Below are 24,713 nucleotides of genomic sequence, written 5' to 3' on the forward strand. Positions count from 1 at the left end.
GTTCCTGTTCTGTTCATTTAAGTAAGGGAACCCATGCTTCGGCTTCGACCTGCCACTATTGCCGTTTGCTTGCTGCCTTTCGTCTTGACGGCGTGTGGCGAGTCCTCCAAGGCCGACGATCCACGCACGCGCGCTCCACTCGTGAGATCGACAGCGGTCCAACATTCTTCCGACATATCCCGTTCGTTCACCGGCACTGTCGCCGCCCGGGTGCAGAGCGACTTGGGCTTTCGCGTTTCGGGCAAGGTCCTAGAGCGTCTGGTCGATACCGGACAGACCGTCAAGCGCGGTCAGCCCCTGATGCGGCTGGACCCCATTGACCTGGGTCTCCAGGCGCGCGCACAGCAAGAGGCGGTGACGGCCGCGCGGGCGCGCGCCAAGCAAACCGCCGATGACGAGGCGCGCTATCGTGATCTGGTCGCGGCTGGCGCCGTGTCGGCATCGGCGTATGACCAGATCAAGGCAGCTGCCGACTCGGCAAAGGCGCAGCTCAGCGCCTCCATCGCACAGGCCGATGTGGCCCGCAATGCCTCGGGCTACGCCGTGTTGCTGGCCGACGCCGACGGTGTGGTTATGGAGACATTGGCTGAGCCCGGGCAGGTCGTCAGCCCTGGGCAACCCGTGGTTCGACTGGCGCGGGCTGGCCAGCGAGAAGCGATCGTGAACCTGCCGGAGACGCTGCGCCCGCCCCCTGGATCCACCGCGCAAGCGACGTTATATGGCAGCAACGCCGGTGCGGTATCCGCCAAGCTCAGGCTGTTGTCTGAGTCGGCGGACCGCCTTACTCGGACGTTCGAGGCGCGCTATGTGCTGGAAGGCGCGCTGGCTAATGCGCCACTGGGCGCGACGGTCACTCTTGATATTCCCGACGGGCCCGCCAACAAGCAGGTGCTTCAGGTGCCGATCGCTGCCGTCTACAACGCCGGCAAGGGAACGGGCGTGTGGGCTATTGCGGGCAACCCGGCCATAGTGACTTGGCGACCCGTGGACGTCTTGAGCCTGGGCGATGATGCTGCGCGCGTGTCCGGCGACCTGAAAGCCGGCGAGCAGATTATCGCGCTGGGTGCACATCTGCTGCATGAGGGCGAGCAGGTTCGGGTGGCGTCTCAGGGCGTTTCCAGCGTAGCGGGGAGCCGTCCATGAGCGAGGGACGTTTCAATCTATCCGCGCTTGCAGTTCGTGAGCGCTCGATTACGGTATTTCTGATCTTTCTGATTGCGATTGCCGGGACCTTGGCGTTTTTCCAATTGGGCCGCGCCGAGGATCCGCCCTTCACCGTCAAACAGCTGACAGTCATTACCGCGTGGCCCGGTGCCACGGCGCAGGAAATGCAAGACCAGGTGGCCGAGCCGCTCGAAAAGCGCATGCAGGAACTGAAGTGGTATGACCGAACGGAAACCTACACCCGTCCGGGCCTGGCCTTCACCATGGTGTCTCTTGCGGACAAGACGCCGCCTTCCGAAGTCCAGGAGGAGTTCTATCAGGCGCGCAAGAAGCTCAGCGACGAATCGGGCAAGTTGCCGGCCGGTGTTATCGGGCCGATGGTCAACGACGAGTTTTCGGATGTGACCTTCGCGCTCTTCGCGCTTAAGGCAAAGGGCGAGCCGCAGCGGCTGTTGGTGCGAGATGCCGAATCGCTGCGACAACGTCTTCTGCACGTGCCGGGTGTTAAGAAAGTCAACATCATTGGCGAGCAAGCCGAACGTATATTTGTCTCGTTTGCGCATGACCGTCTTGCGACGCTCGGGGTCTCGCCACAGGATATTTTTTCTGCCCTGAACAGTCAGAACGTACTTACTCCGGCCGGCTCCATTGATACCGAAGGGCCACAGATTTTCCTGCGGCTTGACGGGGCCTTCGACAAACTGGAAAAGATCCGCGATACGCCCATCGTGGCTCGCGGACGCACGCTGAAGCTCTCGGATGTAGCAACCGTCGAGCGCGGGTATGAAGACCCGTCGACGTTCCTGGTGCGCAATAACGGCGAAGAAGCCTTGCTGCTGGGCGTCATCATGCGCGAGGGTTGGAATGGCTTGGATCTCGGCAAGGCGCTTGATGCAGAGGTAGTCAAAATCAATGAGGACATGCCACTGGGCATGACCCTGACCAAGGTCACCGATCAGTCTGTCAACATCAGCTCGGCGGTCGACGAATTCATGGTCAAATTTTTCGTCGCCCTGCTGGTGGTGATGGTGGTGTGCTTTGTCAGCATGGGCTGGCGTGTAGGCGTGGTTGTGGCGGCGGCTGTGCCGCTGACGTTGGCGGTGGTCTTCGTGATCATGGCGGCCACGGGCAAGAACTTTGACCGCATAACCCTGGGTTCTCTGATTCTGGCGCTTGGCCTGCTGGTCGATGACGCCATCATTGCCATCGAAATGATGGTCGTGAAAATGGAAGAAGGCTACGACCGGATCAGAGCCTCGGCATATGCCTGGAGCCACACCGCCGCACCAATGCTCTCTGGCACACTGGTCACCGCAGTTGGCTTCATGCCCAACGGCTTTGCCCAGTCGACGGCGGGCGAATACACCAGCAATATGTTCTGGATCGTGGGCATTGCCCTGATCGCCTCTTGGGTCGTCGCCGTGGTGTTTACGCCTTACCTCGGCGTGAAGATGCTGCCGGAGATAAAGAAGGTCGAAGGGGGGCACGCGGCGATTTACGACACGCCTCGCTACAACCGCTTCCGCAGGGTGCTGACCCGGGTCATCGCCCGCAAGTGGTTGGTGGCCGGAACGGTAATCGTGGCATTTATCGTGGCGATCGCCGGCATGGGCGTGGTCAAGAAGCAGTTCTTCCCAAACTCTGATCGTCCGGAAGTACTGGTAGAGGTGCAGATGCCTTATGGCACCTCCATTGAGCAGACGAGCGCCACCACAGCGAAGATCGAAGCGTGGCTGCAAAAGCAGGAAGAAGCGAAGATCGTCACCGCGTATGTCGGTCAGGGCGCGCCGCGTTTCTATCTGGCCATGGCGCCCGAGCTGCCCGATCCCTCGTTTGCGAAGATCGTTGTGCTTACCGACAGCCAGGAGGCGCGGGAAAAGCTCAAGCTGCGCCTGCGCGAGGCCACGGCTGATGGACTTGCGCCGGAAGCCCGCGTGCGGGTCTCCCTGCTTGTGTTCGGCCCGTATTCGCCGTTCCCGGTGGCCTACCGTGTGATGGGACCTGATCCGTCCAAGTTGCGCGATATCGCCGGCCAGGTGCAGCAGGTAATGCAAGCCAGCCCCATGATGCGCACGGTCAATACTGACTGGGGCCCGCTAGTGCCGACACTGCATTTCTCGCTGGATCAGGATCGTTTGCAGGCCGTTGGGCTGACGTCCTCGGCCGTGGCCCAGCAGTTGCAATTCCTGCTTACGGGCGTGCCGATCACGTCCGTTCGCGAAGACATTCGTTCGGTCCAGGTGATGGGGCGCGCAGCGGGCGATATCCGACTCGATCCGGCTAAGATTGAAGGTTTCACCCTGGTGGGTTCCGCTGGCCAGCGCATTCCTCTGTCTCAGGTGGGGGAAGTCGAGGTTCGCATGGAAGATCCCATTCTGCGTCGCCGCGACCGCACGCCCACCATGACGGTAAGGGGTGACATTGCCGAAGGCCTACAGCCGCCGGACGTTTCCTCGGCAATCGCCAAGGACCTGCAACCGATCATCGACAAGCTTCCCAATGGATATCGGATCGAGCAGGCCGGGTCGATTGAAGAGTCCGGCAAAGCCAGCACGGCGATGCTGCCACTGTTCCCGATCATGATCGCCCTGACGCTGCTGATCATCATTCTGCAAGTGCGTTCGATGTCGGCCATGGTCATGGTTTTCCTCACTGCGCCGCTCGGGCTGATCGGTGTGGTGCCGACTCTACTGATCTTCCAGCAACCGTTTGGGATCAACGCACTGGTGGGCCTGATCGCTCTGTCGGGCATCCTGATGCGGAACACGCTGATTCTGATTGGGCAGATACACCACAATGAGAACGAGGGGCTGGACCCGTTCCATGCGGTGGTTGAAGCCACGGTGCAGCGCTCGCGTCCGGTGTTGCTCACCGCCCTGGCAGCCATTTTGGCCTTCATTCCGCTCACGCATTCGGTGTTCTGGGGAACGCTGGCCTATACCCTGATTGGGGGCACGCTGGGTGGCACGATCATGACGCTAGTCTTCCTTCCGGCGATGTATTCCATCTGGTTCAAAATTCGCGCGCAGCAGGGCGGAAAGATCGAAGAGGCTCAGCACGCATAATGCGGGCGGCGGGAGATGGCGTTATTTGGTTTCCCGCCCCGCCCTCGTTACAGCAAAGCCATGGCGCAACGCTTTCGCGCCGGGCGTCTTGAATCAAAGACTCATCCGAAAAAGCAAGAACCGTTTGGTCGCCTGTTGCCGTACCCAACATGAGGTATGGATTATTCCTCTGCCGGGAAGTAGGGTGATGCGCGTCGCTGCGCGCATTGCGTCGGTTGCCAACCGATCCGACCGGGGTTTCAGGGCATATTACTTTTGGTGGCTTTCTCGTTGCGTGGCATGTTTAAAAGCGTTAAGTAGCGGTCGCTCGTATTCCCGGGTATCCGACTGTCTTGTTCGCCTTTATTCTGACGCTGTGCATTCGGGTAGGCGCGACATGAATCGAAGCCGCAGCGGATTTATTGCGCATGTTCGACGAGTATGGTGGTGAACTTCCGTAGGTCGGCAGTCCTTCGATATCGAACGGGGTCATACTGTGATCACATCGCTACCAAGTCCGTCTGAAGCCGTCAAGAAAGCGGTAAACACAATTCAGATCTCGGTTGTCGTCCCGTTCTTGAACGAACAGGACGTCTTGCCCGTCTGTTATGCGAAGCTGAAAGGGATTCTTGGAGGGCTGGCCCAACCCTACGAAATCGTGTTCGTGGATGATGGAAGCACGGACAACAGCGTGGAGCTCGTGGCTGCGCTGATTCGACGGGATCCCACGGTGCGAGTCGTGCGCCTGAGCAGAAACTTCGGAAAAGAAGCTGCGATGAGCGCAGGGTTGGCGCATGCCCGCGGTGAGGCCGTGATTATGTTGGATGCCGACCTGCAGGATCCTCCTGAGCTCATTCCAGATATGGTGAGGGCTTGGCGCGACGGCTTCGACATCGTCTCCATGCGACGACGCAAGCGTGAGGGGGAAGGTGCAGCGAAGCGGTTGTCTGCGTATGCGTTCTACCGAATCCTCAGTCGTATGAGCCGTTCGCGGATACCCGCCGACACCGGTGACTTTCGCCTTATGAGTCGCAGAACGGTAGAGGCCCTGCTTCAAATGCCGGAGCGGTGCCGCTATATGAAAGGTCTGTATTCCTGGATTGGATTCCCGACCAAAGTCATTGATTATGACCGCGCGCCCAGGGCTGCCGGCAAGACAAAATGGAACTACTTCGCCCTGTTCGGGCTCGCCCTTGAAGGAATCACCTCCTTCTCAACCGCTCCGTTGCGATGGGCGACGGGGATAGGCGCCGTTGTGGCATTGGCAGGCGCCACGTTTGGGTTTTGGATTATCTTCAAAACCCTGATGTTCGGTGATGACGTACCGGGCTATCCGTCACTGATGGCCATGATTACGTTGCTGAGCGGAATTCAGCTTTTGACTATCGGCCTGTTGGGCGAATACGTAGGCAAGGGGTATTTGGAAAGCAAACAGCGTCCCGTCTTCGTCGTACGCGACGTGCTCGATTACGCCACTGAGACCCACTCGCATTACGCCCCATTCCGAGAAAAAAATGCAGTTGAAGGCTAGCTGGTTTTTCTGGGGGCTGGCAGGCATCGTCATCGCTCGGCTGTTTTCAATGGCGGCAGTGCCGCTGATGGATCCCTCAGAGCCGAGATACGCTGAGATCGCCCGTCTTATGGTCGAAACCGGCGATTGGATAACGCCCTGGTTTGAACCCGGAGTGCCCTTCTGGGGCAAGCCGCCTCTGTCGTTCTGGAGTCAGGCCCTGGGGATGCGAATCCTTGGGGAGTCGGAGTTCGCGGTTCGATTGCCGTCATTCCTTGCCATGGCCGCGCTGGCAGCCTTGCTTTACCGCGCGGCCACCCTCCTTTTCGGTCGAGAGACAGCGCGATGGGCCACGCTCATGCTCTCCACCATGCTTCTACCGCAGGTCGCGGCCGGCGCAGTACTGACGGATCCGTTCTTTGCGCTGGGAGTCACCTATTCAATGTTGGCGTTCATTGTTGCGCCAACGACGCCTACCAAGTTCTGGCGCTATGGCTTCTTCATAGGCTTGGCGATCGGTCTGCTGTCGAAAGGGCCCCTGACGTTTGTCCTCGTTGGGTTGGTCGTAATACCTTGGCTGGTCATCTACCGCGAGCGCACGGTGCATCTGACCGTTCTTCCGTGGTTCACCGGTACGCTGGTCATGCTCGTGCTGACGGTTCCCTGGTACCTCTGCGCAGAGATAAAGACCCCCGGATTCCTCCAGTATTTTTTAGTGGGCGAGCACTTCCTGCGGTTCGTGGATGCGGGCTGGCAGGGAGATCTGTATGGGACGGCGCACAAGAGCGCCTTGGGCAGTATCTGGTGGCAGTGGCTGCTGGCATCCTTGCCGTGGGGAATTATGGGGGGCCTGCTGGCTGTTTGGATCGGTGCCAGCGCCTCACGCAGGTCCAAGGCATTCGAGGTTCATAAGTCTCCTGTCGTCGGATACCTGGCACTGTGGGCCATTGCTGCTCCCGTCTTCTTCACCTTCTCGGGAAACATACTTTGGACGTATGTGCTGCCAAGCTTGCCTGCTCTTGCACTACTTATTTCGATATACGCGCAAGCGTTTCTTCCCGCAGGCAATGCACCACCCTTGAGTCGGATTTTGATCGGGGCGGCAGGTCTGGTGCCCATAGTGGCAATTAGTCTCGGGGTGATCTCGCTTATGGCGCCCACCACACTGATGACCGAGAAGGAATTGGTGGCTGTCGCCCGGTCTCAAATGAGCGATGGCAAGAAGCTCTATTTTGTGGACAGCCGACCTTTCTCGGCACGCTTCTACTCGGACGGCAAAGCCGAACTTATCGCCCTGGGCGAGCTGGAAAATCTGGCGCTGCAAAAGGGGGAATCGGCTATCGTCGCCATCCCAAAAAAAAAGGAGTCTTCAATAGCAGGAAGCGTTAGAGCCCGATTGGTGGAGATGTATAAAAGCCGGCGCTATACGCTTTACAGACTCAATGGCTAGGCTTTTTTCAGCCGTAATGGGAACGTCGATATGACCGGGAAATTAAGGACTGTCCCATTACAGTACTGGACCCGTCATTTCTCCTCGACGGCCGCAATGACCGCAAGACTGCGGGTAGCGATACTGGTTGTCCTGCTCTCTGTTTTCGCGGCCCCTGCACAGTCTTGCGACAGCATGCCCTCGTGGGCGCGGTCCGCCTGCAACCGGCTTGACCAGATCTGGACCGAAGGCGGAAACGATCTCTACATCAGCGGATATACGTGGCACAACCGCGCCACGTACAGCAAAGAACAAATCAACGGCTTTAACGAATTAGCCTGGGGCGGCGGATACGGTCGCAGCATCTACGACGAAGACGGTGATTGGCAGGGCCTGTACGCCATGGCCTTTCTGGACTCACACAGCAAGGTCCAACCCGCGGCAGGCTATGGCTTCCTGAAAATCGGCCAGGTCAGCGAGAACTTCCGACTGGGCGCGGGCTATACCGTATTTCTGACCGCGCGCCAGGACATCATGGGTTATGTCCCTTTCCCCGGCATCCTGCCACTGGTCAGCGCGAGCTACAAGGGAGCCATGCTCTATGCCACCTATATCCCAGGTGCAAGCGGCACGGGTAACGTCCTTTTCATATTCGGCCGCTGGCGCTTCTAACGCCTCGGCCCCGCGCCCCGCCCCGGACGGGCAGATTTGCCGGGCTTGAATTTGCAACTAGCGAACTGATGTCGTTTCGATAGGGCCCCTTGGGGGCCGCCGTGATTAATTCACTGGCTCTTGCGGGCCGAGGCGGGACGATGATAAAGCGCATGCTTGGATGTCTGGTTGGCGGGCTGCTTTACGCCGGATCGAGTTTTGGCGCGGACCAGGTTGATACGCCTGTGTCCGACGGTCGGCGATCAGGCGAATGGGAATTTTCAGTCACGCCGTATGTCTGGGCACCGGCGCTGTCTGGAAAGGTGTCTCACCGACGGTTGCCGGTCATCGATGTAGACACGAGCTTTGATCAGATTCTCGAAAACCTGGATTTCGCGGCCATGCTTAGCGGCGAAGCACGTAAGGGCCGGTACAGCCTTTTCGGCGATCTGATTTATGCAAAGGTCGGCGCTCAGGGCGACACGCCCCGTGAGGTTGTGGCAACCACTGCGGACGTCCACAGCAAGACCTTCACCGGTCTACTGGGCGCAGGGTATTCGGTCCTTGATCAGTCACCTCACAGCCTTGACGTCGTGGCGGGTTTACGCGTTTGGTCCGTAGACACCGACATCACGCTGAAGGGCGCACGCCTGAATGGCAGGAAAAGCAGCGATGGCGCCACGTGGGTGGATGCCGTCGTAGGGGTGCGGGGCAACTACGTTTTCACTACAAAACTGTACGCGACAGGCTGGGGCCTGATAGGCGCTGGCGGCGCAAATGCGGATTGGGATGTTGGAATCGGCATGGGATACAACTTCAGCAAGAGCGTCTCAGCGACTGCCGGCTACCGCGCTGTGGGCGTGGATTACAGCGCCGGCGGCTTTAAGTTCGACGCTGTGCTGCACGGCCCAATGGCCGGCTTGACCATTCGTTTTTAAAGGCTGCTTGTCAGACTCGCGTCGACTCACCCAGTCTTCATTCAGTGGTGAGCCGATCCACCCGCTGGACTTAACAGATGGAATAGAGCCTCATGGACATCAAACTACCAAAAGCAGTTTGTCGCGCGATGCTGGTGATTGCGTCCTTCACATCGTCCTATGCCTGCGCGGAAATCAGTCTCTCCGAAACGCGGGCCATCGCGGAGGAAGGGTACATCTACGGTCTTCCTATTGTGATGAACTACGCGATCATGTACGAGTACGCGGTCGACAAGAACTCGAGCCAGTACAAGGCACCGTTCAACCAGATTCGCAGCCTGCACCATGTCGCCACCTACAAGGACACGGCCATTATCTCGCCGAACAGCGACACGCCGTATTCCATGATGTTCATGGACCTACGCAGCGAGCCGATCGTTTTATCGGTACCGGCAGTGACTAAGCCTCGGTACTACTCGGTTCAGCTTATTGACGGCAGTACCTACAATTTCGGCTACATCGGAAGCCGTTCCACCGGGGACGAGGCTGGCGATTACATGATCGTTGGCCCCGATTGGAAAGGCGTAATGCCTCCAGGCATAAGAAAGGTCTTTCGATCCGAAACGCAGCTTCCCTTCGCGGTCTTTCGGACTCAACTGTTCAACCCCGCCGACATGCCCAACGTCGTAGCGATTCAATCGGGCTACAAAGCACAGCCGCTTTCTGCATATCTCAAACAGCCGGCGCCTCCTGCCGCGCCTGCAATCGACTTTCCAAAAATCAATAACGATCTGGCAAAGACCGACTTTTTCACATACCTGGGTTTCGCCTTGCAATTCGGCCCGGCCGCGCCGGAAGAAGTGGCAATTCGTGCGAAGCTTGCCCGTCTGGGCATTGGCGCCGACGAGAAGTTCAGCTTCGAACAGCTGTCCGCCGAGCAAAAGAGCGCCGTCGTCAAAGGCATGCAAGACGGGCATGCCAAGGTCGAAAATGCTATCAAGAATCTGGGCACGAAGGTCAATGGCTGGAACATCGTGGGGGCCGGCGGCGACAGCGCCTTCTACCACGGCGACTGGCTGAAGCGGGCCGCGGTGGCGCAGGCGGGCATATACGCCAACGACGCTGCGGAAGCCACTTACCCCCTGACCACGACCTTGCCCGATGGCGAGCCGCTGGATGCTGGTAAACACAACTACACCATTACCTTTCGCGAGGGGCAGCTGCCGCCGGTCAATGCTTTCTGGTCGGTGACGATGTACGACGGCAAGACGCAGTTGCTGATCGAGAACTCCATCGATCGGTACCTGATTAATTCGCCGATGCTCTCGACCATGACGAAAAACGCGGATGGCTCGCTGACGCTGTACCTTCAGAAAACGTCACCCGGCGCGGACAAAGAGAACAACTGGCTGCCGGCACCAAACGATCTCATGTACCTGGTCATGCGCCTGTACTGGCCGAAGACCGAGGCGCCTTCCATCCTGCCTCCCGGGAATGGCACGTGGAGTCCGCCCCAGATCGTCAAGGCGATGTAGCGCATTGCACTGAGCGACTCCTGACTACAGGAACCCTATCCATCTGCCCGCTACCAGGCAGCCCGTCCATAGCAGCAGCGAGACGGCAGCCTGGCAGCGCAGCGCGGTGGACGCGGGGCCGCCTTGTAGCACCTGTCCCCATGCCCCGCTCCGGCGCACCAGCCAGGCGTTGATAAGCCCCGCGCCCAACAGGCTCATCTTCACCACGAAGGCCGGATTTTCCAGGTATTCCTGCGCCCGCACGGTGAACAGCGTTGCGCCGGTCAGTATGGCCAGCGCAAGGCCAACCGCGGCGGTGCGCGCCAGCACAGGCGCCAGAAGCGCCAAGGATGTGGGCTTGAGCACGCCGAGCAGCCGCAGGTCCAGCGGAACGATCGAACCGATCAATAGGCCGATGGCGCCGATATGGGCGGCGTTGACCAGAAGATAAAGCGTTCCGGATCGTCGCAGCCACAGCGCCGGGGGCAGGGCCGTCAGCGCGTCCAGCGCCAGCCGCAGCGGTTCAGGCATGGGTGAAAGCCGTGGCTCAGGGTTTCTTGATGCGGCTGGGATAGATGTCGTAGGTCTTGCCGCCCACCGTGACCTGGACGGCCTTCATGCGCCTGTTGCCGGCGTCCTGGTCGCGGTTGCCAATGGCGGTGATGGCGTCGCCCGGCTTGGCGGAACCCTCGACGAATCCCGCTTCCTTCGTCTGCGTGGGATTGCCCAGCTCGACCACCCAGACGCCATCATCGGCTCGCACCTTTAACGTGGGATGGGGCGGCGCGACCTGCACCTGCTCGACCGTGCCTTGCAAGGTCATCTGTTCGGATTCCGCCCATGACCAACCGTGATGCGCCATGGCCGTGGGGGCCGCTGCGCACAGCGCGGACAGCGCCAGCCCTGCAAATAACGCGCGCTTCGATAGCTTCATGTCGATGCTCCTGGGTTGCGGTGGGGCCGTCGCCACGGCCCGCGCTGGGGCGTGGCGGCCAGTGAGCAAAGCATACCTCTAGAACCGATAAGCCAGCTTCAGCGAGCCCGAATGGCTGTTGCCCCGCGACGCGAACTCGCCGTCGTATTGCAGCCTGAAGTCCAGCGCATTGGCGTGCGTGACCTGGAAGCCCGCGCCGATGCGTCCGACCACATTGTCGGTGGGCATCGTGGTGGTGAAGCTTCCCGCGCTGTCGGGGGCGCCCGCGAGTTTGGACTTGGTTTTCCAGCCGTCTTCCGACAGCAGCGACACGCCTGCGTAGGCAAACGGCCGCAACACGGCGCCCTGCGGTAGCTCGCTGCGTCCGCCGACTTCCAACGTGGGGGCAAGGCCGAAGACCATCTGATCGCTGCTGGCCACCTTCAGATGCAGGGCGTCGCCCGACTCTTCATAGCCGGACATACGCGAGTAAGTCGCGTCCAGATCCGCATAGGGTTTCACGTAGACGTCGCCGTCGGTGAAGGTCCTGGCCACGCGTATGCGCGCGCCGAAGCTGTACACGTCGGGCTTGCTCGTGGCTTGCGACTTGAAATTGGGAATCGCCAGATTGCGGTTCAGGTCATACGACCCATAGCCTGCGCCCAGCGCGCCGGAAATCGTCCAGGGGCCGGCTTCCCGCTTGAGCACCAGCCCGGCATACCCGGTGTCGCCGGAACCGGTGACGCGACGATCGTCGCCACGAAGATGCGAGTTCTGGTAGGCGAACGAGCCGCCCAGATACCAGTCCGGCGCAATCCGCCGCTGGCCGCCCAGCTGGTACGTCACGCTGTCCAGTGAGAACCCCGATGAGCCGTTGCCGCCGTCCTGATTCGTATTGCGGCCGGTGACCTGCCCCCAGACGCAATCCTGCTCCTGGGTCATGGGCCCGTTGCCCACGAACGTGGGGCAGGACATCATTGCGCCGGTGAAGCGCGCCATGCCCAGCTGCATTTGCGCGGCGGGCGCCAGCGCAACGCCGGGCGACAGGTCCGACAGGCGATTCTGGTACGAGCCGGCCCCTTGGCGCGAGGCCGCGTCCAGCACCGCGTACAGCTTGGCAAGCCCGGCGGTTCCGCCTTGATCCCAGTCGCGTTGCAAGTGGCTCGCCAGGCTTGTCGCGTTGCGCTTTAACTGCATCGAATCCGCGTTGAAGTTGGCGCCCACAGAGCGCACGTGGGTCGTGCCGCCATCCTGGCGCGCTTCGTAGTCGACCACCGGGGAATCCGATGCAAGCAAGGCGCCGGCCTGGATGCCGTTGACGTTCAATACGGCCAACTCCCGATTCGGCAACAGCGCGAGCGGCGCCACCAGCAATTTGCCATCCAGGGTGGCAGGCCCGTTGATGGTCAGGAAGTCGGATGCCATCTTGTCAAAGTCGGCCCCCACCTTAAGCGTGCCCTGCGCCGATTGCGTGTAAGTCGTGTTGAAGGTCGTGGCGATGAAGCGGGTGCGGTCATAACCCCAGTGGGTGCCTTCGCGCCCGCCCAGCGCAACCAGCCCGTTGTTCTGCAGCGATGTCCCCACGTATTGGGGGCCGGACGAAAAGGTGCCGGTATTCGTCATCCCGCCGCCGTTCTGGTAGACGTTGCCCATCAACAGGCCGGCGTTGTTGATATTGAGCAGGCCGGTGGTGGCCCGGACCGCAGTGTCAGCGGTCACCGAGCCCGTGCTCGCTATGTTCATCATGCTGTCGGCCGCGCTGTCCGTCCATATGGCGGTTGCCGCCTCGGTGGCCGATCCCCCGATGACGCTGCCGTCGATGGCGAGGGTCACGCCGTTTCCATTCGCGTTCTGCGCGAAGATGCCGATGCCATTGACCGCCGTGGACGAGACGCTTGCATTGGCGCCGACTGTGACATTGACAGTGGCGTTGCCGAGCCGTTCCGAAGTGCCTGATCCTGCATAGACCGTATTCCCATCCGCTGCCAGCATCAGGCCACCTGCGCCACTGACGCTTTGCGCCAGGATCCCGATGGCGCCGGCGCCCGTAACGGTGATGATGCCGTTGTTGGTCACCGAGACGTTGCCACCTTGCCCGTTGCCCGGCGATATCGACGCGGCTTGGCTTGCGTCGACGGTGAGGGTGGGCGCGGTGCCTGGCAGGCCGACCAAACCACCGCCTCCGCCCACCGATTGGGCGACCAGGCCATGCGATCCGGTCCCGAAAGTCTTGATCCAGCTTTGTGCGCCAAGACTTGCAGTCACCGTGCCGCCGTCAGCCTGTGCGCCGCCCTCGGGTGTGCTGCCGAAAATGCTGGTGTTGATGCCGGCGGTCGCTTGTTGATTTTGCGAATTGATGACGATCCCGCCGCCGCCGCCCACGCTTTGCGCCAGCACCCCAAACGCGTTGTTGCCCTGCGTCGTGATGCGCAGGGCGCCGTTGTCTTGCAGCGTCACGGCGCCGCCGTTGCCTTCGCTTGTATTCTGGGTTTGGCCGGTCGACAGTTTGATGGCCGGTATGGGATCGTCGGCCACGGCAACCCGCACACTGGTGCCCGCACCCGCGAAGCCGCCGCCACCGCCCACCGATTGCAGCACCGTGCCGAATGCCGCTTCGCCCTGCGTGCCGATGGTCGTGATGTTGGCCGGGGCGCCCGCAGCGGTGGATAGCGTGACGGCCCCGCCATTGCCCGCACCACCGCCCGAACCGCCGTAGCCGACGCCGACGGTGAGGGTGCCAAAGAAGCCGTCCGAGCCGTCCGCGGCATGGCCGCCGCCACCGCCCACGCTCTGCGCGTAGATGCCGGCCGCGCCATAGCCGCTGGTGGCAATCGATCCGCCGTTCAGCGCCGTCGTCACACTGCCGCCGGTTGAGCCCTTGCCACCATCGCCGCCCACGCTGTAGTTGGAGTTCACGTCGACTTTCGTCGGATCCACCCAGCCCGAGCCTGTTGCAAGCGCGCCGCCCCCTTTACCGCCGCCGCCGCCGATGCTCTGGGCAAATATCCCCGCGGACCAATCGCCCGCGGTGGTGATCGTGCCTGTGGGATCCAGATTCACCGTGACCGTGCCACCGGTATTGCCCACGCCGCCCGCGCCGCCGACCGACACATCATGATTAAGGTTGAGCTGATAGTTGGGCGGCTGCTCTTTCAAGAGCTTCTGGTACACATCCTGGAGCACGTTCTTGGCGTCGACGCGACCATCAAGAATGGACACGATGGGATTGTCCGCGGAACCATCCGACCCCGCCGATCCACCTTGCCCGCCACCACCGCCGATGGACTGCGCCTGCACGCCCGCGGCGTCACCGCCGTAGGTGGCGATGTTGCCGCCGACCGTCACCCCCACGGCGCCTCCCGCGCCGCCGGCCCCGCCCGTCTTGCCCACTTTGACGTCGAACGACGGTGATACGTGCATGGCCAGGCCAACGAAGTTATAGGAGCCGCCTTGTGACGCGCCTCCGCCGCCGCCAATACTCTGCGCCAGCACGCCCATGGCGCCGGATCCCGCCGTCTGGATCTGCCCCGTGGGCAAGACCTCTACCTGGACCAGGCCCCCATTGCCGCCGCCGGCGCCCGAGCCGCCCAAGCCGATGCTGGCCGTCAGGACGGACCCGGTGCCGAAATCTTGCGTGTTTGCGCTGCCGAAGCCGGCGTTGCCGCCCCCGCCACCGATCGATTGCGCGGTGATGCCGTTGGCATAATCGCCGTAAGTCGCGATAGTGCTGCTTGCGGTTCCGGCCGCATCGGGCGTGAACGTTGCTTGCCCGCCGGATACGTTGACCAGGCCCCCCAGGGCGCTCCAGACCGAATTGCCGTTGCCGCCGGCGCCGCCGTCCGCTCCCACGGCCACGGCCACATTCAAGGATAAAGAGAACGCACCTTCGGGCACCGTACCGCCGTAATCCAGCGCAGCGGCCAGCGACGACGAGTCGCCGCCCGCGCCGCCGCCACCGCCGATGCTTTGGATCAACACACCGTGCGAGCCTTGGCCCCGGGTTTCGATCTGCGCGCCTTGCGCAGCGGCAAAGGTCACGTAATTGCCATCGCCCGCGATACCGCCAGTGCCACCGACCGCGACCGAAACAGGAATCGAAACCTGCGTACCCGCTTCCGTCACCGGGATCCCGATTGCCGCCGCCTTCGCCGTGGCATTACCGCCCAGGCCGCCGCCGCCACCTATGCTTTGGATCACGGCGCCAAAGGAATCGATGGGCTGCGCGTTCGCCGTCAGGCACGGGTCGGCGCAAGTGCCGTTGACCAGCCGCGAGGTCTGCCCCGTCTTGATGCTGCCGCCCAACATCTGCGAACTGACGACGCCGCTGTTGCCGCCCGTGCCGCCTTGTCCGCCCACCGCCACGGCGACTGTCGCCAGGGGGCCGACGCTATAAGCGAACGCCTGGCCGCCGGTGCCGCCGCCACCCCCGATGGACTGGCCGACCAGGCCTGCCGCCTTGGTTCCCTGCGTGACGATGTTGGAGTTGTTCAGGTTCAGCACCACGGACCCGCCCGTGCCTCCATCACCGCCCGATGCGCCAATGGCGACTGAATGGAAAATGCCAAAGCTGCTGGCATTGCCCCCGTTGCCGCCGCCACCGCCGATGGATTGGGCGACCAGGCCGTGCGCGTTGTCGCCGCCCGTAGTGAGCGCCAGGTTGGTGGGCGTGCCGATCACTGAGCCGCCCGAGCCGCCTTTGCCGCCGGTGCCGCCAACGCTGATCAACCCCTGCGTAGCACCGCCCGCGCCGCCGCCGCCACCGATGGATTGCGCCAGGACGCCTATCGCGGACAGCCCCGTGGTGGCGATGGTGCCGGACGAGTTGAAGGTCACCGTGTTGGCATTGGACTCGAACGGGTTGGTGGTGGCATCGCCACCCAGCGAAACCCCCAGGCCGCCCGCGCTTCCCGCCGCGCCGCCGCTGCCGCCGATGGACTGTGCCAGGACGCCCATCGCCATGGTGCCGCTGGTGCGAATGGCGCCGGTGTTCGTCACGGTAATGACCCCGGCAGAGCCGGCGGCGCCGCCCGTGCCGCCCTTGCTGTAGAAAATGCCGTAGTCGACCGACCCGGCGCCGCCCGCGCCCGCCAGGGACTGCGCCATGATGCCGACCGAATCCGTGCCGGCGGTCGTTATCGTGCCGGCGTTGGCTACGGTTATCGCGCCCGCCGAGCCACCGTTGCCGCCACTGCCGTCAACGCCGCTCAACTGGCCGTTGCCATTGCCGCCGTTGGCGCCGGCGCCACTGGCGGTTTGTGCCAGGATGCCGGGCGAGCCTTGCCCCTGCGTCGATATGGCGGTGTTTGAATCCGTCGATATCGTTACCGTGCCCGTCGAGCCACCATTGCCGCCGTTGCCCCCCTGTACGTCCGTGCCTGTGGCGGACGCGGCGGTGCCGCCATCATTGCCCAGGTTCTGCACCAGAATGCCGAAGGCGTTCGCGCCCCGCGTCGAGATCGATGTTCCGGCAAGGGACACGTTCATCGATCCGGTGGAACCGCCCGCGCCGCCATCGCCTCCCGAACCGCCGCCGATCGTTCCGGTAAGCGTGCCGCCGTCGGCGCCTTGCCCACCCTGCAACACCGCATAGATGCCATGGGAGTCGTTCGCTGCGGTGGTGATGTTGATGGGCAGGGCCTTGCTGCCCGCCAGTTTGACCGTCAAGCTGCCGGCGTTGCCACCGCTGCCGCCATTGCCGGCGTTGCTGCTGCCGAACCCCAACGCATCGCCGCCGTAGTCCCCGCCCGCACCGCCCGCGCCGCCGACTTGCGAGGTCTGGATCCCCGAAGCGTGATCGCCTGTGGTGGACAAGGTGATGGGGGCGCTGGCCGTGGTGACCCATACGCCCGCGTCGCCCGCCTGCCCGCCAAGACCCCCATTACGATCGTGATAGCTGCCGCTATTGAAATTGCCGCCGCCCGCGCCGCCGCGCGCTGAAACCAGCAACGCCGGCAGCTGGCTTCCCGCCGTTGACACGCTGGCGTCCGTCACGTTGATCTGCAAGGGAACCTGCGAGCCATTGATGCTGCCCGCGTTGCCGCCATTGCCGCCCAAGGTGTCGTCTTCGTCGGCCAGGCCATTGCCGCCATTGCCCGCCACGATGATCGCTGCGACGCCCGCTCCGGGCGCTGGCGGCGTGCCGCTCTGGGTGACGGTGACGTTACCGCCGCTTAGCAGGGTGACCTTGGCGCTGAGGTCGCTGGCGGCGCCGCTGCCTGCCGCACCGCCATTGCCAAGGCCCTTGTCGGTTGAATCGCCGCCATTGCCCGACGTGGATTGAGCCAGCACGCCATACAGCGCGGACGAGGCGGTCGAGTTGTTGGTCCAGACCCAATTCAAAGCGACATTGCCGGAGTTGGTGACCGATGCACTGCCGCCGCCGCCGCCCATGTTGGCGCCGCCGTCGTATTGATCGGCGCCATTGCCGCCGCTGCTGGACGCCAGGATGCCTGCGTAGCGCCCCGTTCCGGCGAGGTTGACGTTGATGTTTCCCGTATTGACGATGGACGCCCCCGCCGACTGGCCGCCGGCACCGCTGGGGTTATGGTCGTCCGTGGTGCCGCTACCGGCGCCGCCCTGGCTCAGCGCGGCCACGGCCGCGCCGCCCGCTACCGTGACGTTGGGCAGATTGATGCTGACGTCGCCGTGATTGGTCACCGACAGGATCTCGGTCTGCGACCGGCCGGCCACGCCGCCATTGCCGCCATAGTCGCCGTTGCTGCTGCTGGCGGCATTGCCGCCCTGCATCTGCGCGAATAGCCCGTAGAGATTGCCGTCGCTGACGATCGGACCTCCCGTGGACTGCAACGTCAGGTTGCCCGTGTTGATCACGGTCAGGCCTTGCGTGTCCGTACCGGTCAGCGTGCCGTCTGGATTGCCGTTGCCGCCTATCGACAAGGCCTGAAGCGCCGCCTTCGTTGAAGAACCAACCGTCACCGTGATGTCCGCGCTGGCGCTTACGTTCATGGGCGGTACGGGGTTGTAGTTTCCGGCTTGGAATATGACCGCCTGGCCGGAAGTGCCTGACGTGTTGCAGGACAGTCCGCCGCTGCCACCGCCGCAGTTGTACGTCTGGCCCGACGCCGCAGCCCCCAGGAAGGTGCCGGCAATCGCGGCTGAGAGAGTGGTTACGCGAAGGTAAACCCGGCGGTTGGTCATGCGTTCTTCCGGTTATCAGGACAGCGTTGAGGTGGCTGGCGCAGCATAAAAAACTTGTGCAACACTGTATGTCCCTAAAACTGAGGACATGACGGAACAAGCCGATGAAGGCAGACTCGCCGCTTGTGCTCGCAGCGGGGCTCGCTCTGGCGATCCGGTGCGCCCTGTTCGATATGAATCGAAGCCGTCCGATGATCATCTGATGCGAAAAAAAGACATACAACAAAAGTCTGAACCGGCGGCGCAAACTCCCGACACGAACGAAGTGCTGCCGCGCGCGGACAGCGCATCGGCAGCCAGCGGACCGCCTATACGTGTGGCAACGGTCGAAGACGATGCGGTTTGCCAGCAGGCCTTGGCGCACGCCGTCCAGACCGCGCAGGGACTATGCATGGTGTGGATGGCGGCCAACCGGCGCGAAGCGTTGTCCCAGCTGCCACGCCAGCCGCTTGACGTGCTTTTGGTGGACCTGGGCCTGCCCGACGGCTCCGGCCTGGATGTGATCGCCGCCGCGCGGCAGGCATGGCCGGAATGCGCGGTGATGGTAAGTACGATTTTTGGTGATGAAACCCACGTCCTGCGCGCCATCGAAGCGGGTGCCATGGGCTATGTGCTGAAGGACTTGAGCGCCCAGGAACTGGTCGCGGAAATTCGCAGCCTGCATGCCGGGGGCAGCCCGATCAACCCGATGGTGGCCAGGAAACTCCTTTTGCGACACACCGTGCAGGCGCCGCCCGTCGAGGCCGTTGCCGCCCCCGCATGCGCGCCGCTTGTATCGCCTTCGGCGCGCGAAGCCGAGACGCTGCGCCTGGTCTCACGCGGCTATACGGTGGACGAAGTCGCCAGCGCTTTGGGCGTCTCACCGCACACCGTGCAGACCTTTGTGCGGCGCATCTATACCAAGCTGCAGGTGAATTCGCGGGCTGAAGCGGTGCGCGAAGGCGCGCGACACGGGTGGCTGAGTGAGGATTGATCTGCCCGGGGGGGCGCGGACTTGGGTGGCCATGGGCAGCTGGGACGCCGCGCTGAGGTTAATGCTTGGCCTTCTTCTGCTTGCCGTTTGTGGGCTGGCGCAAGCCCAATCGCCCGTGCTCCATATCACTGAAGCGCAGATGTGGCCGTCATCGAGCACCACGTGGATGCAGCCGCCTTCGATGGCTGAACTGGACGCCGGGGACAGTGCCATGAATGCCGCCGACGCCGACTGGCAGCCGGTTAGTCTGCCGCATGCCCGGCCGCGAACGCCGTGGCCGCTAGCCGCGCCGGGATCGGCGGACCGTGCCCAAGTGCAGTGGTACCGCATGCACATTCCTGCCACGGCCTTCACGACGCCGCGGCTGCGGCTATACGCCGCGCGCTGGCAGGCAACCGGCACGCTGGCGGTATACGTGAACGGGCAGCGCGCCTGGCAATCACGTGGCGACCGCGCGTGGAACAACTTCAATCACCCTTTGTGGGTGGATCTGGGCGGCCTGTTGCACCCGGGCAAGGATGCATGGGTGTACGTGCGCGTGGCCAACCAGCCCAATACGGGTGGCGCGCTGTCGTCGATGTGGATCGGACCGACCGCCGACTTGCTGCCGTCCTGGCGCTGGCGCACTTTTCTGCAGACGGCGCTGCCGACCTATTGGCGTGGCTCTTTCCTGCTGCTGGGATTCTTTGCCTTGGGCATCGCCATCTGGCTGCGCACGAATCGCCGTCGCGACACCAGCCTGGCGCCTGCCGGCGGCGCGTGGCCGTTCGCGCTTTTCTTTTGCATGGCGGTGGCGCAGGCGCTGGCAGCCTTGCTGTTCCTGGTGGACGATGCGGGCCTGTCCATGAGCTTCGCCTGGTTCTCGTGGATGACGTTGATGGGCATGGTGACCGTACCCGTCTGCGGATTTCATTTCCTTGGCATGGTGCAGCATCGCCCGCGCCCGCGCTTGGGCCGCGTCCTGCTGGTGTACTGGGCCGTTGTCGTCGTCGCGACGCTGCCCTGTTGGTGGGCGGATCGTCCCGGGATTCTGGCCGTGCAGCGCCTGGCAATTCTGCCGCCGGCGCTGGCGCAGATCTATGCCGCCACGGCCAACGCCTGGCATGAACGCAGCCGCGCCAATGTGCTGCTGGCTGCATGGGGGCCCGTGTCGTTGCTGATGGCGTGGCATGACCTGCGCATGCAGAGCTTCAAGACGGACATGGAAGGCATATACCTGACGCCGTATGTGAATCTGGGCTTGCTCACCCTGTTCGTCTATGTCGCGTTCACGCGCTACACCCGTGCGCTGGCCGTGGCTGCGCGCGCCCGCGCGGTGCTGGCCGAGCAATTGGCCGCACAAGAGCGCGAACTGGTCCAGGCGCACGAGCGCCTGCGCGTGGCGGAGCGCGAGCAGACGCTATTGAACGAACGTCAACGCCTGATGAGCGAAATGCATGATGGCGTGGGCTCTTCTCTGATGAGCGCGCTGCGCCAGGTAGAGCTGGGGCGCACGCCGCTGGACATCGCTCAGGTTCTGCGGGAATGCATCGACGACCTGAAGATCGCCATCGATTCCCTGGAAAGCACCGATGCCGACCTGTTGGCCTTGTTGGGGGCCTTGCGCTTTCGATTGGGGCCGAGGTTGACCGGGGCCGGGATCGCGCTGCGTTGGCGGATGAGCGATCTGCCGCCATTGCAGTGGCTCGACGCGCAAAGCGCGCTACACGTGCTGCGTATCCTGCAAGAGGTGCTGACCAATATCGTCAAGCACAGCGACGCGACGGAGATCACCGTGACCACCGCCGAAGCGACGGCCGCCGTGTGCGGCACGGAAGAGATCGGCGTGTGGGTGTGCGTGCAGGACAACGGCCGACCGTTCATGCCACCGCCGCCCGAGGTGGCATTGCCGGGGCGGCGGGGCGTGGCGAATATACGCAATCGAGTGACGGTACTTGGGGCGCGGTGCGCCTGGCAGCCACTGCCGGGCGGCACGCTGTTCAAGCTGTGGCTGCCCCTGTCCCAGCATTACGGTCAGCAGCAGAAAAAAAGCGCCCAGAGTCTCGTGGCGAACTAGGAACCAGGAACCAGGCCCCCCCAATCAATTCGCCGTGATGTTCGCGGCCTTGACGACCTTGCCCCAGCGGTCCAGTTCCGACTGGGTATACGCGCCCAGTTCCTTCGGCCCCATGAAGATGGCTTCGGCGCCTTGCTCCGCGGCCTTCTGGCGGAAGGCGTCGGTCTTCATGATCTTCTGGATTTCACCGGCGATCTTGTCGACGACCGGCGCGGGCGTGTCCTTGGGCGCGTACATGGCGAACCACGATGACACGATCAGGTCGGGGTAGCCGGCTTCGGCGGCGGTGGGCACGTTGGGCAGGGACGGCAGGCGGGTGTTGCCGGTGACGGCCAGCGCGCGCAGCTTGCCGGCGGCGATCTGGCCCAGCAGCGGCGGGGGCGTGGTGATGGTCATGTCCACGGCGCCGCCCAGCAGGTCGTTCAGCGCGGGGCCGGTGCCCTTGTACGGGATGTGCGTGATCTGCGTGCCGGCCATCTGGTTCAAGAGTTCGGTGGCCACTTGTTGCAGCGAGCCGTTGCCGGATGACGCGTAGTTCAGCTTGCCCGGGTTGGCCTTGGCGTAGGCCACCAGTTCCTTGAGCGAGTTGATGGGCAGGTCCGGGCGCACCACCACGACTTGCGGCGCCGACAGCACGTTGGCGACGGGGGCGAAGTCCTTGATGGGGTCCCAGCCGGCGGCAGGCGTCACGTGGGGCGTGATGACCTGAAAGCCCGAGTATTGCAGCAGCAGCGTATAGCCGTCGGGCTTGGCGCGGGCGACTGCCTGCGCGGCGATGCCGCCGGAGGCGCCCGGCTTGTTCTCGACGACGACGCTTTGGCCCAGCGCCGTGCCCAGGGGCTGGGCGATCAGGCGGGCGGCAATGTCGGTGGTGCCGCCGGGCGCGGCCGATACGATCAGCGTGATGGGGCGATTGGGAAAGTCCGCTTGCGCGCTGGCTGCGCTGGCGCCGAGGGCTAGCGCGGCGGCGATACCGGCGCGCAGGAGGGTGGGCAGGCTGGGCAATGTCATGGGATGTCTCCTTGCTTTTTTATAGGTGTGGTCAAAACAAACGGATGAAACGGCTGCGGGTTTTGGGCCGCGCTGCGTCGTACTTCACTGCATCACCGCTACTGCGGAAATCTCTCAGCCAGCCAGGCGGGCGCGGCATGGGTTGCCAAACGTGGCCCTGCTTGCAGCAGGGCGTTGCTCAGGTCGCGCTGCACCAGCGCGGGCAAGCCGCGCACGATAGCCAGCAAAGGCTCCAGCGACACGCCGGTGTCCACGCCCATGCAGGCGAACATGTGCACCAGTTCTTCGGTGTTGACGTTGCCGCTGGCGCCGGGCGCGTACGGGCATCCGCCCAGGCCGCCGGCCGCCGCGTCAAAGCGGGTGATGCCGGTTTGCCAGGCGGCCATCGCGTTGGCCAGCGCCATGCCGCGCGTATTGTGCAGGTGTACGGTCAGCGCCACACCGGGCAGGCGCGCGGACGCCTGTTCGCACAACGCGGCCACTTGCGTCGGATACGCCATGCCGGTGGTGTCGCACAGCGTGATGCCGGTGGCGCCCGCGTCCGCCAGCCGTGCGGCCAGGTCCAGCACCTGGTCCACGGCCACGTCACCGTCAAACGGGCAACCGAAGGCGGTGGACAGCGACACGTTGCACGGCGTGCCGCTGCGGGCGGCGGCGGCCAGCACCTGCGACAGTTCCGCAAGCGACTGATCGCGCGTCATGCGCAGGTTGGCGCGGTTGTGCGTCTCGCTGCACGACATGACCAGGTTCATCTCATCGGTGCCCGCTTCCAACGCGCGTTCCAGCCCGCGGATGTTGGGCACCAGCGCGGTATAGATCACGCCGGGGCGGCGGCGAATGCGGCGCATCACCTCCGTGGCGTCGGCCAGCGCGGGGATGGCCTTGGGCGAGGTAAAGCTGGTGACTTCGATGCGCGCAAAGCCGCAGTCGGACAGGGCGTCCACAAAGGCGACCTTGTCATCGGTGGCGACCAGGTTCTTTTCAATTTGCAGGCCGTCGCGCGGGCCGACTTCGTTGATCTCGATCTTGGCGGGGCCGGCGTTCATGCAATCACTCCCTTGGCGCGCAGTGCGTCGCGTTGTTCGTTCGACAAACCCGCCTGCGCCAGCACGGCATCGGTGTGCTCGCCCAGCGTGGGCGCGCGTTCGCGCACCGCGCCGGGATTGGCGGACAGATACGGAAAGACGGCCGGCATTTCCACTTGCACGCCCGCGGCCGATTGCACGGTGGTGATGGCATTGCGGGCGCGGTAGTGCGGGTCGGCGGCAATGTCCGCCACGGAATAGATGCGACCGGCCGGCACGTCGGCTTCGCGCATGGCGGCCAACACGTCGTCGATCAGCCGCGCCTGCGTCCATGCGCCGATGGCGGCGTCGATCTCGGCAACCCGGCGGGCGCGGCCGTCGTTGTGCGCCAAGGCCGGGTCCTGGCCAAGGTCGTCGCGGTCGATGCGCGCCATCAGCCGGGTGTAGATGGCGTCGCCATTGCCGGCGATCAGCACGTAGCCGTCCTGGCAGGGATAGGCGTTGGACGGTGCAATGCCCGGCAGCGCGGCCCCGGCGGGCTCTCGTACGGCGCCGAACACGGAATATTCGGGCAGCAGGCTTTCGCTAAGGTTGAACAGGCTTTCGTACAGCGCCGCATCGATCACTTGGCCGACGCCGCCACGCGCATCGCGCTGGTATAGCGCCATCATCACGCCCAGCGCGCCATGCAAGCCCGCGATGGTGTCGCCCAGCGACAGGCCGGCGCGCACCGGCGCGCGACCCGGCTCGCCGTTCAGGTAGCGCAACCCCGCCATGGCTTCGCCGATGGCGGCAAAGCCCGGTTCGCGCGCCTTGGGGCCGGTCTGGCCGTAGCCCGAGATGCGCAGCATGATCAGGCGCGGGTTCAGCGCATGCAGGGCTTCCCAGGACAAGCCCCATTTTTCCAGGGTGCCGGGGCGAAAGTTCTCGATCAGTACGTCGGCCTGTTGCGCCAACAGACGCACGATGTCCTGGCCTTCCTGCTGGCGCAGGTCCACACACACCGACTGCTTGTTGCGCGACTGCGCTTCCCACCACACCGACGTGCCTTCGTGCAGCAAGCGCCATTTGCGCAGCGGGTCGCCCTGCCCGGGGGGTTCGATCTTGATGACCTGCGCGCCAAAATCCGCCAGGGTCTTGGCGGCGAACGGCCCTGCTATCAGTTGGCCCAGCTCCAGCACGCGGATGCCAGCAAGAATCTGCCCAGCCATTTCGCCTCCTTGGCAACGCTTGATATTGATGATTGACAGGCGGCAGTGTGCCCGCGAAGCGGCGGGAAGCGGAATGGACAATCGGGGAAAGGGGTATTCCTGGAACGAGAAACCCCGGGCAAACCCGCAGCGGCAGC

General features: G+C 63.5%; 15 protein-coding genes. 9 read left to right on the forward strand and 6 right to left on the reverse strand.

From position 1 onward, the window contains the following. The first annotated feature begins 33 nt into the window (after positions 1 to 33). The 7 genes from YH64_RS10125 (at position 34) to YH64_RS10155 (ending at position 10,250) form a co-directional block, all read left to right on the forward strand. A complete protein-coding gene (locus YH64_RS10125; RefSeq protein ID WP_046803804.1) occupies positions 34 to 1,143 on the forward strand; it encodes an efflux RND transporter periplasmic adaptor subunit in 1,110 nt (369 codons plus the stop codon). Then, the gene (locus YH64_RS10130; protein ID WP_046803805.1) at positions 1,140 to 4,229 is read left to right on the forward strand and encodes an efflux RND transporter permease subunit; all 3,090 of its coding nucleotides are present in this window, start codon (positions 1,140 to 1,142) and stop codon (positions 4,227 to 4,229) included. Before YH64_RS10125 ends, YH64_RS10130 begins: the two co-directional genes overlap by 4 nt. A 475-nt stretch (positions 4,230 to 4,704) precedes the next feature. Further along, a complete protein-coding gene (locus YH64_RS10135; protein ID WP_370512732.1) occupies positions 4,705 to 5,739 on the forward strand; it encodes a glycosyltransferase in 1,035 nt (344 codons plus the stop codon). Further along, positions 5,723 to 7,168 (forward strand): glycosyltransferase family 39 protein, encoded by a 1,446-nt coding sequence (locus tag YH64_RS10140; protein WP_046803806.1) that lies wholly within the window; start codon positions 5,723 to 5,725, stop codon positions 7,166 to 7,168. The genes YH64_RS10135 and YH64_RS10140 overlap by 17 nt, the downstream gene beginning before the upstream one ends. Positions 7,169 to 7,264: 96 nt before the next feature. Further along, complete coding sequence (gene pagP, locus YH64_RS10145; protein WP_046803807.1) at positions 7,265 to 7,819, forward strand: lipid IV(A) palmitoyltransferase PagP; 555 nt, start codon at positions 7,265 to 7,267, stop codon at positions 7,817 to 7,819. A 101-nt stretch (positions 7,820 to 7,920) separates the two neighbouring features. Beyond that, on the forward strand, positions 7,921 to 8,736 hold the full coding sequence (locus YH64_RS10150; protein WP_255444285.1) for a hypothetical protein: 816 nt from the start codon (positions 7,921 to 7,923) through the stop codon (positions 8,734 to 8,736). Between the two features lie 92 nt (positions 8,737 to 8,828). Continuing rightward, positions 8,829 to 10,250 carry a DUF1254 domain-containing protein gene (locus YH64_RS10155; protein WP_052945964.1) on the forward strand — a complete coding sequence of 474 codons (1,422 nt, stop codon included), beginning with the start codon at positions 8,829 to 8,831 and terminating at the stop codon, positions 10,248 to 10,250. Between the two features lie 24 nt (positions 10,251 to 10,274). On the opposite strand, the gene YH64_RS10160 is transcribed toward YH64_RS10155, so the two are convergent. The 3 genes from YH64_RS10160 to YH64_RS10170 form a co-directional block, all read right to left on the reverse strand. Continuing rightward, entirely contained in the window at positions 10,275 to 10,760 is a 486-nt protein-coding gene (locus YH64_RS10160; protein WP_046803810.1) for a DUF6644 family protein, read from the reverse strand. A 16-nt stretch (positions 10,761 to 10,776) separates the two neighbouring features. Further along, positions 10,777 to 11,163, reverse strand: a complete 387-nt coding sequence (locus YH64_RS10165; protein WP_046803811.1) for a DUF6152 family protein — start codon at positions 11,161 to 11,163, stop codon at positions 10,777 to 10,779. Between the two features lie 78 nt (positions 11,164 to 11,241). Next, positions 11,242 to 18,300, reverse strand: a complete 7,059-nt coding sequence (locus YH64_RS10170) for an autotransporter outer membrane beta-barrel domain-containing protein (RefSeq protein ID WP_143215321.1) — start codon at positions 18,298 to 18,300, stop codon at positions 11,242 to 11,244. Positions 18,301 to 18,568: 268 nt separating this feature from the next. Between YH64_RS10170 and YH64_RS10175 the strand changes: the two genes are divergently transcribed. Both YH64_RS10175 and YH64_RS10180 read left to right on the forward strand, forming a co-directional pair. Then, positions 18,569 to 19,273, forward strand: coding sequence for a response regulator (locus YH64_RS10175; protein ID WP_370512733.1), 705 nt, complete (start codon positions 18,569 to 18,571; stop codon positions 19,271 to 19,273). 139 nt (positions 19,274 to 19,412) lie between these two features. Continuing rightward, positions 19,413 to 21,329 carry a sensor histidine kinase gene (locus YH64_RS10180; protein WP_255444289.1) on the forward strand — a complete coding sequence of 639 codons (1,917 nt, stop codon included), beginning with the start codon at positions 19,413 to 19,415 and terminating at the stop codon, positions 21,327 to 21,329. A 24-nt stretch (positions 21,330 to 21,353) separates the two neighbouring features. Here the strand turns inward: YH64_RS10180 and YH64_RS10185 are convergent, their stop codons facing one another. The 3 genes from YH64_RS10185 to YH64_RS10195 all read right to left on the reverse strand — a co-directional run bounded on the left by YH64_RS10185 (position 21,354) and on the right by YH64_RS10195 (position 24,576). Then, positions 21,354 to 22,340 carry a tripartite tricarboxylate transporter substrate binding protein gene (locus YH64_RS10185; protein WP_046803813.1) on the reverse strand — a complete coding sequence of 329 codons (987 nt, stop codon included), beginning with the start codon at positions 22,338 to 22,340 and terminating at the stop codon, positions 21,354 to 21,356. Positions 22,341 to 22,438: 98 nt separating this feature from the next. Beyond that, positions 22,439 to 23,386: a hydroxymethylglutaryl-CoA lyase gene (locus tag YH64_RS10190; RefSeq protein WP_046803814.1), complete on the reverse strand. Its 948-nt coding sequence runs from the start codon at positions 23,384 to 23,386 to the stop codon at positions 22,439 to 22,441. Beyond that, positions 23,383 to 24,576 (reverse strand): CaiB/BaiF CoA-transferase family protein, encoded by a 1,194-nt coding sequence (locus YH64_RS10195; protein ID WP_046803883.1) that lies wholly within the window; start codon positions 24,574 to 24,576, stop codon positions 23,383 to 23,385. The genes YH64_RS10190 and YH64_RS10195 overlap by 4 nt, the downstream gene beginning before the upstream one ends. Positions 24,577 to 24,713: the final 137 nt, after the last annotated feature.

Origin of the sequence: Achromobacter sp. LC458 (assembly GCF_001005835.2) — a bacterium.
GTDB lineage: Bacteria > Pseudomonadota > Gammaproteobacteria > Burkholderiales > Burkholderiaceae_B > Achromobacter > Achromobacter spanius_B.